This is a genomic window from Catenibacterium sp. CAG:290 (assembly GCF_000437715.1).
Taxonomy (GTDB): Bacteria; Bacillota_I; Bacilli_A; order Erysipelotrichales; family Coprobacillaceae; genus Catenibacterium; species Catenibacterium mitsuoka_A.
In genome coordinates this window covers 1-14,782 of sequence record NZ_FR898797.1, presented here as the reverse complement: position 1 = coordinate 14,782, position 14,782 = coordinate 1, and the positions used below count along the sequence as shown (strand labels likewise).

Below are 14,782 nucleotides of genomic sequence, written 5' to 3'. Positions count from 1 at the left end.
TATAGGAGAAAACATATGGGGAAATATTTATTTTTTGATATAGACGGTACTTTATTAAGTGATGTTACACATACTGTGCCACAAAGTGCAATAGAGGCGATTAAGAAAGCAAAAGAAAATGGGCATCATTGTTTCTTTTGTACAGGAAGAAGTTATTTTATGACAAAAGAAATATCTATGATTGGAATAGAAGATGCAATCATTGCGAATGGCGCAGCGGTTGTTCGTGATGGTAAGCCAGAATTACAGAAAATCATTTCAAGTGATGTTGTAAAGAAAACACTTGAACTTATTGAAGAATTAGGTGGAGGCTATCAGATCATAGATTGGAAATATGGTTATCAGAATCCTTATACACATGCTATGTTTGAAGAACAGTTTAAAAAGAAATTTGATGAACCTGTTGAAGAAGTGTTCAAGAAAAAGAGTATGAAGACAATGGCTGAAATAGAGAATAATCCAATTCTTAAGATTGATGCAACTTTTGATACAGTAGAAGCTGCTGAGAGATTCATGAAAGAATTAGACCCAAGCTTAACTTTTATACCAGCAGGAGGCTATACATCAACATTTGGTGCAAAGGCTGGAGAAATGATGATTAAAGGTGTATCTAAAGGGGCTGCTATTAAGGATTTTATGGAAGCTGTTGGTGAACCAATAGAAAATGCCTATGCATTTGGAGATTCTACAAATGATATAGAAATGTTAGAAATGGCAGGTACTGCCATTGCAATGGGCAATGGGGCTGATTTGGCAAAAGATGTAGCTGATTATGTGACTGATACAGTCGATGAAGATGGATTATATAATGCGATGAAGCATTACAAGTTAATATGATTTATTATGGAAGAGAATGCCAGATTTATGGCAATCAAGATGCTGACGTTTATATTTTTTGTTTCTTTCATGACTGTACTTCAATTGTAGAATCATTAAAGAAAAACTATTGTCTTATTGCACCAGTTATTAAGGATTGGAACAGTGAACTTTCTCCATGGCCTGCTGATGGTTTTGGTGGAAAGGGTGAGGAACTTGAAAAGTGGATTCTTTCAACTATGAATTCTTCTCATCATTATATTATTGCGGGCTATTCACTTGGTGGTTTGTTTAGTTTGTGGATGTATGGAAGACATGAATCTTTTGTAGGATGTATAAGTGCATCTGGTTCCTTATGGTTTCCAGGCTGGATCAACTATCTTCATACCATTAATAGAAAAGCAGTAGTATACTTGAGTCTAGGTAGAAAAGAATCAAAAACAAAGAATAAACTCATGTGTACAGTAGGACAAAACACAATAGAAACTTATCAATATCTAGCCAAGAATAACAGATGTATATATATAGAAGAGAATGGGGGTCATTTCACTGAACCAGATCAAAGAATGATCAGAGGATTTAAATGGGTTTTTGAAAATTTATCTATCTTTTTTGAATAAACTATGTTAGAATACACACTGTCGCAAAGACATTTTAAGAAATATGCGATTAATGCCCATTAGAAAATGATTTTTTTGATTGACTTATAATCTAATTTTCATTATAATGGGTGATGCAGTTATAGAGGGTGATCAAGGTGAAATGGAATCGTAATTGGTTAGTCAAACAGAAAAACGGAAAATTTGATTTCGAAGAAACGATAACGTTTCCTAAAGAAATGTTCTATAACTTATCTCGAATCAATGATTTGAAGGATGTGGAAGTTACAGGATCAGGCAACTTCAATAGTAGTGAAGAACGTCTATATGTAACATACCATGTTCAGGGAACAATGGTTGTTCCTTGCGCTATATCATTGGAAGATGTCGATTACCCATTTTCTATTGATACAGATGTTGTGTTTGCGTTTTATAAGCCTGAAGATGATGAGGATGTTGTAGAAGCAAGAAAGGATGTTGCTGATCTTACTTCTGTTATATTCCAGGAAATCATGATGGCTATTCCAATGAGAGTTGTGAAGGAAGGCGCAAAGATGAAAACGAGCGGCTCAGGCTGGAAAGTTATGGATGAAAGCGAAGTAGTCGCAAAAGAAGAGGATACAATCGATCCCCGTTTAGCAAAACTCAAAGATTATTTCAAGGATCAGGAATAAGGAGGTAGAACAAGATGGCAGTACCATTTAGAAGAGTATCAAGTACAAGAAGAGACAAGAGAAGAACTCATGACAAATTATCAGCTCCTGCAGTTGTTAAATGTCCAGAATGTGGTGAATTCAAATTAGCACATAGAGTTTGTGGTCATTGTGGTTATTATAATGGCGTTAAAGTTAAGGATGGAAAATAATTCCTTTAGAGAGATGAAAATCTCTCTTTTTTTATTTTTAAGAGGTTTTTTAGCGTTTTATGCTAGAAAACTTTTTTTTGTGTTTAAAATCCATAAATTTCTTGTCTGAAAGTGCATTGTAAGTCTATAATAGTGGTAAGAATTGTATGAAAGTGGATAATTGTGGAAAGGAATGGTGAGTAAGGTATGTTCTTTGGTGAATATCAGCACAATCTAGATACTAAAGGCCGTTTGAGCATCCCTGCTAAATTCCGTGGTGAATGCGGAGACCATGTCTATATCATGAGAGGCCACGAAGGCTGTCTAGATGTTTATACAGAAGAAGGATGGCAGACTTATTATGCAGAATTGAAGAAGTTATCAAATAAGAAGAAAGAAGAGCGTGCTTATTTACGTATGGTAACTTCTCGTATGAGCTGCAGTGAATTTGATAAATTAGGTCGTATCAATATTCCCCAGGTATTACGTACACATGCTCATCTAGAAAAAGAGTGTACAATCGTTGGCGCTGGTGAACATATTGAAATATGGGATACTGCTAAATGGGATGCATTCTATGATGAATATGATGACCAGTTTGATGACTTATCAGAAAGAATATCAGAAAATGAGGAATGATAAATATGTTTGAACACTATAGTGTATTATTAGATGAAACAATCGATGCATTGAATATAAAAGAAGATGGTATTTATGTGGATTGTACTCTAGGAGGAGGGGGACATAGTTCTCGTATTCTAGAAAAATTGACAACAGGACATTTATATTGCTTTGATCAGGATACCAATGCGATTGAAGCTGCAAGAGAAAGATTATCAAAAATTTCTGACAACTTTACTATTATTCATGCAAATTTCAAAGAGATTAAGGCAAGACTCTCAATGGAGGGCGTTTATAAGGTAGATGGTATTGTATTTGATTTAGGTGTATCTTCTCCACAATTTGATAATGCGGAAAGAGGATTTAGCTATAATACAGATGCAAGACTAGATATGCGTATGAATCAAGAACAGCCTTTAAGTGCTTATGAAGTAGTGAATAATTATTCTTATCAGGATTTAGTGACTATTTTATATAAGTATGCGGACGAGAAGTTTGCGAAATCAATTGCGAGAATGATTGAAAAGGAAAGACAGGTTAAACCTATTGAAACAACCTTTGAGCTTGTAGAAATAGTAAAAAAGGCTATTCCAGCTCGTGCAAGACGTACAGGTGGGCATCCTGCAAAACGCACTTTCCAGGCAATTCGTATTGAAGTGAATGATGAATTAAATGTATTTGAACGTGCTTTAACAGATTCATTAGATCTACTTAATGTGGGTGGACGTGTGGCAGTCATTAGCTTCCACTCATTAGAAGATAAAATTACAAAGTATATGTTTAATGAAAAGACTGCGGTACCGGATTTACCAATGGGGATGCCAGTTATTCCAGAGGAATACCAGCCTCGTTTTAAGAAGGTTACAAGAAAGCCTATAGTGGCAGATGAAAAAGAATTATCAGAGAACAGACGTTCTCATTCAGCTAAATTAAGAGTAATAGAAAGGATACGTGATGAATAATGAAAAGAAGAAAATCAAGATTTTTAAAGTTTACAGAAATGCTGCTTGCGTTCTCTTTTGTACTATTTTTGGTAGGTAGTATTTATTTGAATTCATATGAATCACAACTTAATGCGAAAATCAAAAAGACACAGGATCAAATATCTAATGTGCAGTCAGATATTGATGCTTTAGAGATGTCTAAACAGGAATTGGCTTCTTTCTCACGTATGAAGGATGTTGCCACTAAGAAAGGTTATGATTATCAGCCTAGTTCTGCAGCTGCTGCAGTGGTAGGAGCTGAAGAATAATGAAGAGATCTAGAAATAGAAGCGGTCAGGTCGTTATGCTTGTATTTCTCTTTATGATGGTTATACTCGCAATCAATGTCTGTTACTTATGTACAACAGGTAAGACAATGATCAGTAACGTCAATGTAAGAGACTTTGCGAAGAATCGTGGAGGAGGACAGGTCACTAAGGTTGTTCAGGCAGCACGTGGGACTATTTATACAAGTGATAACGAAATAGTTGCTTCTGATGTAAAGAAATATAAATTAAGGGCTATTCTTGCAAAAAGATTAGATGCTAAAAAGAATCCTCAATATGTTGTAGATAAAGATCAAACAGCTGAAGAGTTAGCACCTATTCTAGGTGTATCTAAAGCAACAATTTTAGATCGTTTGAATCAGAATACATATCAGGTAGAATTTGGTAATTATGGCCGTAATTTATCTTCTATCACAAAAGAGAAGATTACGGCATTGAAACTACCTGGTCTTGAGTTTGATGAAATTACATCTCGTAATTATCGTTTTGGTGATTTTGCAAGTTATGAAGTAGGCTATGCAGCTGTAGCTGCAGAAACAGATCCTTATAATATTGTAGGTCAGATGGGTATTGAAAAGACTTATAATAATTGGTTAAAGGGTGCAAATGGGCAGAGAGTTTATTTAGTAGACTCTAAGCATAATACTCTTCCTAATGGGGTTATTTCTGATAAGAAGGCAGTAGGTGGAAATGATGTTTATTTAACAATCAATTCAACACTTCAGACAGAATTAGATTCATTAATGAAAGATATGCAGGAAAATACAAAGGCTAAAAAAGCCTGTGCTGTAGTTATGAATGTCAAAACAGGGGCTATTCTTGCAGTATCTAACTATCCTTCATTTGATCCTAATAAACGAGATTTAACTAATTATAACGATACATTCTTAAATGAAGCATTTGAATGTGGTTCGGTTTTCAAACCATTTGTCTATGCAAATGCATTAACAGATGGTGTATTAGATTTAGATAGCAAATATGAATCTGGTACATATGATTATTTATCTAATGGCCGTGTTATTGCGACAATTCATGACCACAATAAAACCGGATGGGGCCGTATTACTTATCGAGATGGTTTATATCATTCTTCTAATACAGCTATTTGTCATATTCTTGCTGAACATACAAATATGTCTAGCTTAATTGAAGATTATAAGAATCTTGGATTATTCCAGACGAGTAAGGTAGATGGCTTGTTCTCTGGTAGTGGTGTAAAGGGTTATGACGGTAAAACAAAGAGCTTAGAATATTTCACAACAGGATTTGGTCAAGGTTCTTCAGTTACTACACTACAGCTATTAAGAGGTTATTCAGCATTTGCGAATGATGGTCGTACAGTAGAACCTTATTTAGTAGAAAAGGTAGTCAATCCTACAAATGGTAAGACACTTTATAGTGCTAAGACTTCTTATTCTAAGAAAATCTATTCTACTGAAGCAGTGGCTCAGATGAGAACACTTTTATATGGTGTCGTTAATATTGATGGAACAACAGGTCGTGATTATAGAGATTCATCTGTAGAAATCATTGGTAAGACTGGTACTGGCCAGATTGCAGAAAATGGTGCTTATTCTGCTTCTAAGCATACACATTCCTTTGTCGGTATGGCACCTTATCGTGATCCTGAAGTAGAAGTTATAGTCTGGTTCCAGAATGAAAGTAGCGGTACTAACTATTCTGGAGATCTAGTCAAGAGTATTACTAAATCAGCTTTAAATATCTTAAGCAAAGATACTGAAAAGGTAAATTCAACACCTTATGTATTAAATAACTATATGAATCAAAGTACATCATATGTTGAAGGTATCTTAAAGAAACATTCGCTTACACCAATACTCATTGGTGATGGTTCTACAGTGGTAGGACAATATCCATCAAGTACAACAGAAGTTACAATGGGTTCTAAAGTACTTTTATTAACAGATGGACAGAAATATACAATGCCTTCAATGCTTGGCTGGTCTCGTAAAGAGGCTGAAGCCTTTGCATCACTCACAGGTGTTGAAATTAAAATGAATGGTTTGGGCTCTATTTATGCCCAAAGTATTACAAAGGGAACTGAATTAAAACAAGGCACTGAGATTGAGCTTTATGCGAAATAAGTGACATTGTATTTACACCCATATTATGCTACACTTGTGGGGTAAAATAGAGGGAGGAAATTTTCATGTTTCTATTAATGATCAGTTTTATAGTGGCATTAGCACTTGTATTAGTGGCCATGCCTAAGGTTATACCTTACTTACATAAATTAAAGTTTGGACAGGTAGAAAGAGAAGAGGGACTTGCTTCTCATAAGAAAAAAGGCGGAACACCTACAATGGGTGGTGTCGTATTTATCATAGCTACTGTGATTGCAGCTTATATCTGCCATTATCAGAACTTTATGAATCCATATGTTAATCTATTAACATTTGCATTAGTAGGATTTGGACTTATTGGATTTATTGATGACTACTTAATTGTTGTACAGCATAGTAATAAAGGGTTGAAGCCTAGTTATAAATATGCAATGCAGTCAGTTGTTGCGATTGCATTCTATTTCTTAGCTAAAGCTTATTTACCTAACTTCTCAACTGAAATTATTATTCCTATTGCACATATTAGTGTTAATCTTGGTTGGTTCTATCCAGTCTTTGTTTATTTCATGTTTACTGCAGAATCTAATGCAGTGAATTTAACAGACGGATTAGATGGCCTTGCAACAGGACTTATGATTATTGCATTAACACCATTTGTTGCATTTGCAATTTTAAGTAAGAATATTGAAGCAGCAATATTTGGTGCTGCACTTATGGGAGGTCTCGCTGGATTCTTAGTGTTTAATGCACATCCAGCTAAGATTTTCATGGGTGATTGCGGTTCTCTTGCATTAGGTGGTATTCTTGCAGCATTTGCAGTTATCACTAAGCAGGAACTACTTGTATTGATTATTGGAATCGTACCTCTAATTGAAACATTATCTGTATGTATTCAGGTTATTTCATTTAAGACAAGAGGTAAGAGAGTATTTAAAATGGCTCCTATTCATCATCATTTTGAAATGTGTGGATGGAGCGAAAATAAAGTTGTTGTCACTTTCTGGGCAGTTGGATTTATTGCGGGTATTATTGGATTATTGTTAGGGGTGTTATAAATGTTTAAAGGCAAAAAAGTACTTGTATTAGGACTTGCAAAAAGTGGTAAGGCAGCAGTTGAATTATTAAAGTTTATGCATGCTGATATCACTATCAATGAATCAAAGAAAAAAGAAGATATTCCTGAATATGACACATATGTGAGTGAAGGAATTGAAATGGTTTGTGGTGGACAGCCAGATGAATTATTTGAAAGAGATTTTGACTTTGTAGTTAAAAATCCAGGAATCAATTATCATGCACCATTTATCTTACGTTTAAAAGAACGTGGTATTCCTGTTTATACAGAAATTGAATTAGGTTATAAAGTGGCTAAAAAGCAGCATTATATTGCGGTAACAGGAACAAATGGAAAAACGACGACAGTGACTTTGATTTATGAAATCTTGAAGGCTGCAGGTCGCAAGGCACATATTTGCGGTAACTACGGTATTCCTTATTGTGAAGTCGTATTAAATGAACATTTATATGAAGAAGAAGGACATGATGTGGTAGTAGAAATGTCTAACTTCCAGCTTATTGATATTGAAGAATTCAAGCCAGAAGTGGCTACAGTTTTAAACTTAACACCGGATCATCTTGATTATATGGATTCTCTAGATGAATATTATGCATCTAAGATGCGTATTTATATGAATCAGGATGAGAATGATTTATTTATTAATAATAGTGATGATGAAACTTTACAGTCTTATTTAGCACAGTATCCTGTTTCATCACGCATTGAAACATTCTCAGTTAAAAGCTTGGCAGATGTAGAACTTAAAGACAATGCGATCTATTACAAGGGTCAGAAGGTCATTAGTCGTGATGAAATCAAGATTGTAGGTTTACATAATGTTGCGAATATGATGGTTGCGATTGCAGCGTGCAGAGCAGTAGGTGTAAGTCTTGAATCTATTCATGATACTTTAGCTGCATTCAAGGGTGTAGAACATCGTATTGAGTTTGTAAGAGAACTTGATGGCGTACGTTATTATAATGACTCTAAGGGAACTAATACAGATGCAGCAGTGATTGCGATTAAAGCGTTTGAAAAACCTGTTATTTTATTAATGGGTGGTCATGAAAAGAATCTTGATTTAAAAGATGTAAGAGAACAAAATTCTCTTATTAAGACACTCATCTGTTTTGGTGAAACAAAAGAACGTTTCTCTAAAGATATGCAACATCCTCATACAATCGTAGTAGATCATATGAAAGATGCAATTTTAAAAGCAAAAGAGATTGCTGAAGAAGGCGATGTTGTATTGCTTTCTCCTTCAACAAGTTCATTCGATGAATTCCATAGTTATGTTGAAAGAGGAAATGTCTTCAAAGACATCGTGAACAAGTTATAGGAGTGAGTTAAATGAAAATTATAGTAAGTGCTGGTGGAACAGGAGGACATATCTATCCTGCTCTTGCCTTAGTTGATTATATTAAGAAATGTGATCCTGATACTGAATTCTTATTTGTAGGTACAACAGATAGATTAGAATCTCAGATTGTACCTCAGATGGGTTTAGCATATCGTGGTTTACATGTAAAAGGTCTTGTAGGCAATCCTTTACAGAAAGCTAAAAATGCTTTGATTTTCTTAAAATCTTTAAAGTCTTCAAAGAAGATTTTAAAGGAATTTAATCCAGATATCGTTATTGGGTTTGGTGGTTATCCTAGTGCATCTATTGTCTTAGCAGCAAGTCAGAAGGGCTATAAGACTATGATCCATGAACAGAATTCTATCATTGGTTTAACAAACAAAATCTTGATTAAACGTGTAGATGAAATTATCTGTTGTTATGAAAAAGCCTTAAAAGCATTTCCACAGGATAAGACAAAGTTACTCGGTAACCCTCGTGCTTCTGTTGTATCTGAAGGAGTACTCAAGGATGTTCATGATCTTTACAATATTGCGCCTGATAGAAAAGTTATGGTGATTGTTATGGGATCACTCGGTTCAGCAACAGTCAATGCTGTAATGAAGGATGCATTACATAAGATGGATCATAAGGATTATGATGTACTTTATGTAACAGGTAAGACTTATTATGACAAGATGAAGGAAGAACTTAAGGACTTAAGTGATTCTATTCATGTATTACCATATATTGATGATATGCCTAGTGTTTTACATAGCTGCGATTTAGCAGTGAGTCGTGCAGGGGCTACAACTCTTGCTGAAATGACAGCATTAGGTACAGCTTCTATTATTATTCCTAGTCCTTATGTAGTGGCTAACCATCAGGAATACAATGCTCGTGAACTTGTAGCCAAAGGGGCTGCTCATTTGATTCTAGAAAAAGATTTAAATGCAGATGCATTTGTAGAAGTTGTTGATCAATATATGAACAATGAAGAAATGCGTAAAGAATTATCTAAAAAAGCACTTGCTTTAGGTAAGCCTCATGCATGTGAGGATATTTATAAAGAAATTTTAAAATTAACTGGAGGACGCTAATATGGATGTGAAGCAGGTATATAATGATCTTGTGTCTATGAATATAGGCAAAGTCATTGAGAATGAACCTATGTACAAGCATACAACCTATAAAGTGGGTGGACCTGCCAAGATATTCGTTAAAGCAAACGATATCGATTCACTTATTCAGACTTTAAATTATTGTCGTGATCATGATATTAAGCACATGGTTATCGGTAATGGCAGTGATCTCCTATTTAGTGATAAAGAATATGATGGTATCATTATCTCAATGAAATCATTTGATGATGTGAAGATGAATGGTAGCACTATTGTGGCACAGGCGGGTGTCTCTATGATTGCCTTAGCTTATTCGAGTGCCAAAGCAGGATTATCAGGATTTGAATTTATGGGTGGTATTCCTGGTGATATGGGTGGTGGTATTTATATGAATGCTGGTGCCTATAAGTATTGTATGGCAGATGTATTTGTAAGTGCACGTGTGCTTGATGATGATTTAAATATCATTACATTAAGTAAAGAAGATATGGAATTCTCTTATCGTCATTCAGTGTTACAAAAGCATCCAAACTGGATCATTCTTGATGCAACATTTGAAATGACAGCTAAAGATCCAGGAGAAATCCGTAAGGTATTAGATAAGCGTAAAGAACGTCGTATGAGTACACAGCCATGGAATTTTGCATGTGCAGGTAGTGTTTTTAGAAACCCTGAAGAAAAACCTGCCTGGCGTTATATTGATGAAGCAGGGCTGCGCGGTTATGAAATTGGTGGTGCACAGGTATCACCTAAACATTCAAATTTCATCGTAAATAATGGATATGCAAGTGCAAAGGATATACTTGATCTCATTAGACTTGTAGAAAAGACTGTTTATGAGAAGTTTGGAGTCAAGCTTCATAAAGAAGTTATTTTAGTGAATTGGGATTAAATATGGATAAGAAGCCCGATTTTGTATTTAATGAATATGATCGCAGCCCATCACGTGAGTTAATTGAGAAAAATAGACGTAGAAGAAAACTAAGAAAGCGCCGTTTGACACTTCTTGGTATTATTCTTTTAATAGTTTTAGGATATATGATATCTCCATTATCAAAGGTTATGTCTATAAAGGTAACAGGTAATTCACAGCTTACAAAAGATTTAGTTGTAAAAGAATCAGGCATTACAGATCATACCTATCATTTCTTGTTAAATAATGACACGATTAAAGATAATCTGAAGAAGACAGGTCTTGTCACAAAGGCTTATGTTACTCATAACATCCTTGGTGGTGTTTCTATTGAAATTCAAGAAGCAGCTTTGGTGGCATATATGGAACTAGACAATAAAACCTATGTCGTTACTGAAGAAGGTAAACTTATTCAGGTTGTTGAAGGTATGAATTATACAGGACTCAAACAGATTCCTAAGATTTCAGGATTTACTGATATCAAGGCAGTAGAAGAACTTGCAAGTCAGTATGCTGTTATTCCTGTTACGATTAGAAATGCTGTAAGTGATATCGTTTATTCTCCAGAAAAAGGATATGATGATCGTGTGGCTTTAATACTTGATGATGGAAAGAAATTGATTGTAGATATCCAGGGTATGAAGGATACATTGTCTCCATCTCGTTTTGATTACTCTGCTTATATGCAAAGTAAAAGTGATGTATGTGTATTCTCATTTGAGGGAAGAAATTTATACATGACTAAATGCGAGTAAACCTTACGAGTCATATATATGTAACTCGTGATAAGTAGTCTATAAATCGTTTTCATTGTTTTATAATTATGATAAAATAAGATTATATGTAAGGAGAGTGTCTATGAAAAGAATATATGCTGTTTTAGACATCGGTTCTACGACACTGAAGCTACTTGTCGCAGAGTTGATGAGCACTAATATTAATATACTCTTCACGAAGAAATTAGCGAGTCACGCCATTGAGGGTGGCTTGATCAAAAATGAAGAAGTACTGGTTGATGAAATTAGATCAATTATTAAGGAAGCAGATGCTGAATTGAATACAACAATTACATCTGTTGCACTTGTTCTTCCTAGCAATTATGCAAGGACGTATCAAACTAAAGGTATTACAAAAGTGAATTCACCTCAGGATAAAATTGAGGTCAGTGATATTGTACGTGTTTTAAAGATTGCACAACGTTTTGAAAAGAGCAAGAAAGAAGAAATTGTATCAACTATTCCTGTTAAGTATCTTTTAGATACAAAAGAAGTGGATCATATGCCTCTTGGTATGCGTTCTGCCTCTTTAAAGGTAGAAGCACTTGTGATTACTACAAACAAGAAGGTATTGTATTCTTACCTGATGGCTGTAGAAAAAGCAGGTTTAGATGTTATTGATATTACGATTGATGCATATGCTTCTGCAAAAGAAGCGTTTGATGCTGTATATCTTCAAGAAGGTGCAGTGATGATCAATATCGGACATGATCATTCCACTATTTCTTTCTTTGAAGAGGGTTATTTGAAATATTTAAAGGCTGTACCAATAGGCGGTTATACCTTAACTTGTGCTATTGCAGATGCATGGCAGATTTCTATGGAACAGGCTGAAATATATAAAGTGAAATACGGCACATGTGAAAATGGTCTTGGTGAAGAAGATATTATCCATACTACTATCGTAGATGGGGTAGAAAAAAATTATACACAGAGGGATTTGTCTGAAGTATTACAGACAGCTGTGTGGGAAATGATGGCACAAATAAAACACTGTTTAGATGCTGTCAATGATGGACGTACTTATGAAACTGTTGTTGTCGGCGGTGGAGGAGAATTACCTTGCCTCAATTTAATTGCGACAGATGTATTAGGTACACCTGTAAGATGTTATCGACCTGAAACAGTAGGTGCAAGAGATATGTCTCTGGTACCGTGTTTAGGTATGTTATATTGCTTAGATGATCGAAAGGAATTGATAGGTGAAGATGTTGTATCACTTGTTCTTCCTGATTTATCAAGCACGATGAGTTTAAAGGTGAGAGGTCTAACGATGGCTAAGACTGAAACAACTCATCATAAAGGCAAGTTTAGAAAGTTTTTTGATTCGATATTAAGTGATGATTAAAGTGAGGGCAGGACAATGGATGAAAATTTAGATTTTGTGAAGGTTGCAAAAATAAAAGTTATTGGTGTAGGTGGCGGAGGAAACAACGCCGTTAATAGAATGGTGACTGATGGAGTCAAAGGTGTTGATTTCTATGTAGCAAACACTGATGCACAGGTATTAAAAGGTATTACAGGTGTGAATAAGATCTTCTTAGGAAGAGATATTACACAGGGATTAGGTGCTGGAGGAAATCCAGAAATCGGACGTAAAGCAGCTCAGGAATCTGAAAATGAAATTAGAGAAGCTTTAGCTGATGCAAATATGGTCTTTGTTGCTGCCGGAATGGGTGGTGGAACTGGTACTGGTGGTGCGCCAGTTGTTGCAAAGATTGCAAGAGATTTAGGCGCATTAACAGTAGGTGTTGTCACTTCTCCTTTCACATTTGAAGGGCCAAGAAGAAAAAGACAGGCTTTTGCAGGTTTAGAAGAATTACGTAAGAACGTAGACTCTATTATCGTTGTATCTAACGATCGTCTTCTTGAAGTAATTGGTAATCGTCCAATGAATGAAGCATTCAGAGAAGCAGATAATATTTTACGTCAGTCAGTTCAGACTATTACTGATTTAATTGCGATTCCAGCAATGATCAACCTTGACTTTGCGGATGTTAGCTCAGTCATGAAGGACCGTGGCGATGCACTTATTGGTATTGGTATGGATGAAGGTGAAAATAAAGCACAGGAAGCTGCAAAACGTGCTGTATCATCTCCATTATTAGATGTATCTATCAACGGTGCAAAGGATGCAATCGTCAACATTACTGGTGGACCAAGCATGTCATTATTTGAAGCAAGCGAAGCATTTGCGACTATTACTGAAGCTATTGGCAATGATGTCAATGCAATCATGGGTGTAGCTTCTAATGATCAGTTAGATGATCAGATTATCGTTACTATCATTGCGACTGGTTTTGAAGAAGATCAGTCTGAAGAAGAAGTTGTAGTAACTCCAAAACAGACATATACAGTACATGGTAATAAGACAACTACAGTTGTTGAAGATGATGATGAAGATCCATTACCAGGCTTTATTAGAAATAGAAAAATTTAAGCTAACATTATGTTAGCTTTTTTTACAAGGGGGAATTCTTATGTATAAATTTGGTTTTGTAGGTATGGGTAATATGGCGAGTGCAATTGCGCAAGGCTTTGTAGAATCTGGATTTATTCCAGGTAAAGAAATATGTGCTTATGATTTAAATAAAGCTCAACTAGATAAAATGAGTTCTTTTGGAATTGTAGCTTTAAATGATGCACATGAAGTCGTAAAAGAAAGTGATTTTGTCTTTTTATGTGTTAAACCCCAGGTGATTGAATCAGTAGTAGCTGATATCAAAGGAGATTTAAAAGGTAAAGCAGTTGTTTCTATTGTACTTGGCTATGACTTTGATAAATATAATACACTATTAGATGCATCTACAAGACATTTAACAGTTATGCCAAATACTCCAATGGCAGTAAGAGAAGGTATGTGCCTATTAGAACAGACTCATTCTTTGACTGATGAAGAATTTAGTACTATTAAAGATGCTTTCTCATCAGTAGGAGAAATAGAAGTCGTACCAAACCACTTAATGGGTGTAGGTGGTGCATTATCAGGGTGTGCACCTGCTTATATCTATATGGTGATTGAAGCGTTAGCTGATGGAGCTGTTATGCAGGGCATGCCAAGAAAAATGGCTTATAAGCTTGCAAGTCAGACAGTACTTGGATCAGGAAAGATGCAATTAAAAACAGATCTTCATCCAGGTATCTTAAAGGATAATGTCACTTCACCAGGCGGTTCTACTATTAGAGGCGTAAAAGCTTTAGAAGATGCAGGTATGCGCAGTGCATTCATTAATGCGATTGAAAAATCAATGAACAGATAAAACATAGCCTATAGACGCTAAAATAGCGTTTATAGGCTTTCTTTTACATTTTTTCATAAAAAATGAATAAAAATCAAAAAAA

The 14,782-nt window shown here is 35.2% G+C and carries 16 protein-coding genes; all 16 read left to right on the top strand.

All coding sequences use genetic code 11. The annotated features are described in order from the left end of the window. Positions 1–15 precede the first annotated feature (15 nt). Positions 16–837 (top strand): HAD family hydrolase, encoded by an 822-nt coding sequence (locus tag QVO42_RS03730; RefSeq protein ID WP_022424836.1) that lies wholly within the window; start codon positions 16–18, stop codon positions 835–837. Further along, positions 834–1,436, top strand: coding sequence for an alpha/beta hydrolase (locus tag QVO42_RS03725; RefSeq protein ID WP_022424835.1), 603 nt, complete (start codon positions 834–836; stop codon positions 1,434–1,436). Before QVO42_RS03730 ends, QVO42_RS03725 begins: the two co-directional genes overlap by 4 nt. Positions 1,437–1,573: 137 nt before the next feature. After that, positions 1,574–2,089 carry a YceD family protein gene (locus tag QVO42_RS03720; protein WP_022424834.1) on the top strand — a complete coding sequence of 172 codons (516 nt, stop codon included), beginning with the start codon at positions 1,574–1,576 and terminating at the stop codon, positions 2,087–2,089. A gap of 14 nt (positions 2,090–2,103) precedes the next feature. Further along, the gene (gene rpmF, locus QVO42_RS03715) at positions 2,104–2,280 is read left to right on the top strand and encodes a 50S ribosomal protein L32 (RefSeq protein WP_022424833.1); all 177 of its coding nucleotides are present in this window, start codon (positions 2,104–2,106) and stop codon (positions 2,278–2,280) included. A 186-nt stretch (positions 2,281–2,466) separates the two neighbouring features. Beyond that, positions 2,467–2,898 carry a division/cell wall cluster transcriptional repressor MraZ gene (mraZ, locus tag QVO42_RS03710; protein ID WP_022424832.1) on the top strand — a complete coding sequence of 144 codons (432 nt, stop codon included), beginning with the start codon at positions 2,467–2,469 and terminating at the stop codon, positions 2,896–2,898. Between the two features lie 5 nt (positions 2,899–2,903). After that, the gene (gene rsmH, locus QVO42_RS03705) at positions 2,904–3,842 is read left to right on the top strand and encodes a 16S rRNA (cytosine(1402)-N(4))-methyltransferase RsmH (protein WP_022424831.1); all 939 of its coding nucleotides are present in this window, start codon (positions 2,904–2,906) and stop codon (positions 3,840–3,842) included. Beyond that, a complete protein-coding gene (locus QVO42_RS03700) occupies positions 3,842–4,132 on the top strand; it encodes a cell division protein FtsL (RefSeq protein ID WP_022424830.1) in 291 nt (96 codons plus the stop codon). The genes rsmH and QVO42_RS03700 overlap by 1 nt, the downstream gene beginning before the upstream one ends. Then, entirely contained in the window at positions 4,132–6,255 is a 2,124-nt protein-coding gene (locus QVO42_RS03695; protein WP_022424829.1) for a penicillin-binding protein, read from the top strand. The genes QVO42_RS03700 and QVO42_RS03695 overlap by 1 nt, the downstream gene beginning before the upstream one ends. A gap of 65 nt (positions 6,256–6,320) precedes the next feature. Beyond that, positions 6,321–7,289, top strand: coding sequence for a phospho-N-acetylmuramoyl-pentapeptide-transferase (mraY, locus tag QVO42_RS03690; RefSeq protein WP_022424828.1), 969 nt, complete (start codon positions 6,321–6,323; stop codon positions 7,287–7,289). Beyond that, complete coding sequence (gene murD, locus QVO42_RS03685; protein WP_022424827.1) at positions 7,290–8,630, top strand: UDP-N-acetylmuramoyl-L-alanine--D-glutamate ligase; 1,341 nt, start codon at positions 7,290–7,292, stop codon at positions 8,628–8,630. Positions 8,631–8,641: 11 nt separating this feature from the next. Then, the gene (gene murG, locus QVO42_RS03680) at positions 8,642–9,730 is read left to right on the top strand and encodes an undecaprenyldiphospho-muramoylpentapeptide beta-N-acetylglucosaminyltransferase (RefSeq protein ID WP_022424826.1); all 1,089 of its coding nucleotides are present in this window, start codon (positions 8,642–8,644) and stop codon (positions 9,728–9,730) included. A gap of 1 nt (position 9,731) precedes the next feature. After that, positions 9,732–10,643 (top strand): UDP-N-acetylmuramate dehydrogenase, encoded by a 912-nt coding sequence (gene murB, locus QVO42_RS03675; protein ID WP_022424825.1) that lies wholly within the window; start codon positions 9,732–9,734, stop codon positions 10,641–10,643. A 2-nt stretch (positions 10,644–10,645) separates the two neighbouring features. Next, positions 10,646–11,419, top strand: a complete 774-nt coding sequence (locus QVO42_RS03670; RefSeq protein ID WP_022424824.1) for a cell division protein FtsQ/DivIB — start codon at positions 10,646–10,648, stop codon at positions 11,417–11,419. 103 nt (positions 11,420–11,522) lie between these two features. Beyond that, positions 11,523–12,788: a cell division protein FtsA gene (ftsA, locus tag QVO42_RS03665; protein WP_022424823.1), complete on the top strand. Its 1,266-nt coding sequence runs from the start codon at positions 11,523–11,525 to the stop codon at positions 12,786–12,788. Between the two features lie 15 nt (positions 12,789–12,803). Beyond that, positions 12,804–13,880, top strand: coding sequence for a cell division protein FtsZ (gene ftsZ / locus QVO42_RS03660; protein WP_022424822.1), 1,077 nt, complete (start codon positions 12,804–12,806; stop codon positions 13,878–13,880). A 40-nt stretch (positions 13,881–13,920) separates the two neighbouring features. Then, positions 13,921–14,700 (top strand): pyrroline-5-carboxylate reductase, encoded by a 780-nt coding sequence (proC, locus tag QVO42_RS03655; RefSeq protein WP_022424821.1) that lies wholly within the window; start codon positions 13,921–13,923, stop codon positions 14,698–14,700. Positions 14,701–14,782 lie beyond the last annotated feature (82 nt).

Excerpts from the sequence above, each read along its gene's own strand:
- QVO42_RS03670 (WP_022424824.1), top strand. The coding sequence starts at position 10,646 with ATGGATAAGAAGCCCGATTTTGTATTTAATGAATATGATCGCAGCCCA.
- QVO42_RS03725 (WP_022424835.1), top strand. The coding sequence starts at position 834 with ATGATTTATTATGGAAGAGAATGCCAGATTTATGGCAATCAAGATGCT.
- mraZ (WP_022424832.1), top strand. The coding sequence starts at position 2,467 with ATGTTCTTTGGTGAATATCAGCACAATCTAGATACTAAAGGCCGTTTG.
- QVO42_RS03700 (WP_022424830.1), top strand. The coding sequence starts at position 3,842 with ATGAAAAGAAGAAAATCAAGATTTTTAAAGTTTACAGAAATGCTGCTT.
- ftsZ (WP_022424822.1), top strand. The coding sequence starts at position 12,804 with ATGGATGAAAATTTAGATTTTGTGAAGGTTGCAAAAATAAAAGTTATT.
- mraY (WP_022424828.1), top strand. The coding sequence starts at position 6,321 with ATGTTTCTATTAATGATCAGTTTTATAGTGGCATTAGCACTTGTATTA.
- QVO42_RS03695 (WP_022424829.1), top strand. The coding sequence starts at position 4,132 with ATGAAGAGATCTAGAAATAGAAGCGGTCAGGTCGTTATGCTTGTATTT.
- murB (WP_022424825.1), top strand. The coding sequence starts at position 9,732 with ATGGATGTGAAGCAGGTATATAATGATCTTGTGTCTATGAATATAGGC.
- proC (WP_022424821.1), top strand. The coding sequence starts at position 13,921 with ATGTATAAATTTGGTTTTGTAGGTATGGGTAATATGGCGAGTGCAATT.
- murD (WP_022424827.1), top strand. The coding sequence starts at position 7,290 with ATGTTTAAAGGCAAAAAAGTACTTGTATTAGGACTTGCAAAAAGTGGT.
- rsmH (WP_022424831.1), top strand. The coding sequence starts at position 2,904 with ATGTTTGAACACTATAGTGTATTATTAGATGAAACAATCGATGCATTG.
- rpmF (WP_022424833.1), top strand. The coding sequence starts at position 2,104 with ATGGCAGTACCATTTAGAAGAGTATCAAGTACAAGAAGAGACAAGAGA.
- QVO42_RS03730 (WP_022424836.1), top strand. The coding sequence starts at position 16 with ATGGGGAAATATTTATTTTTTGATATAGACGGTACTTTATTAAGTGAT.
- murG (WP_022424826.1), top strand. The coding sequence starts at position 8,642 with ATGAAAATTATAGTAAGTGCTGGTGGAACAGGAGGACATATCTATCCT.
- ftsA (WP_022424823.1), top strand. The coding sequence starts at position 11,523 with ATGAAAAGAATATATGCTGTTTTAGACATCGGTTCTACGACACTGAAG.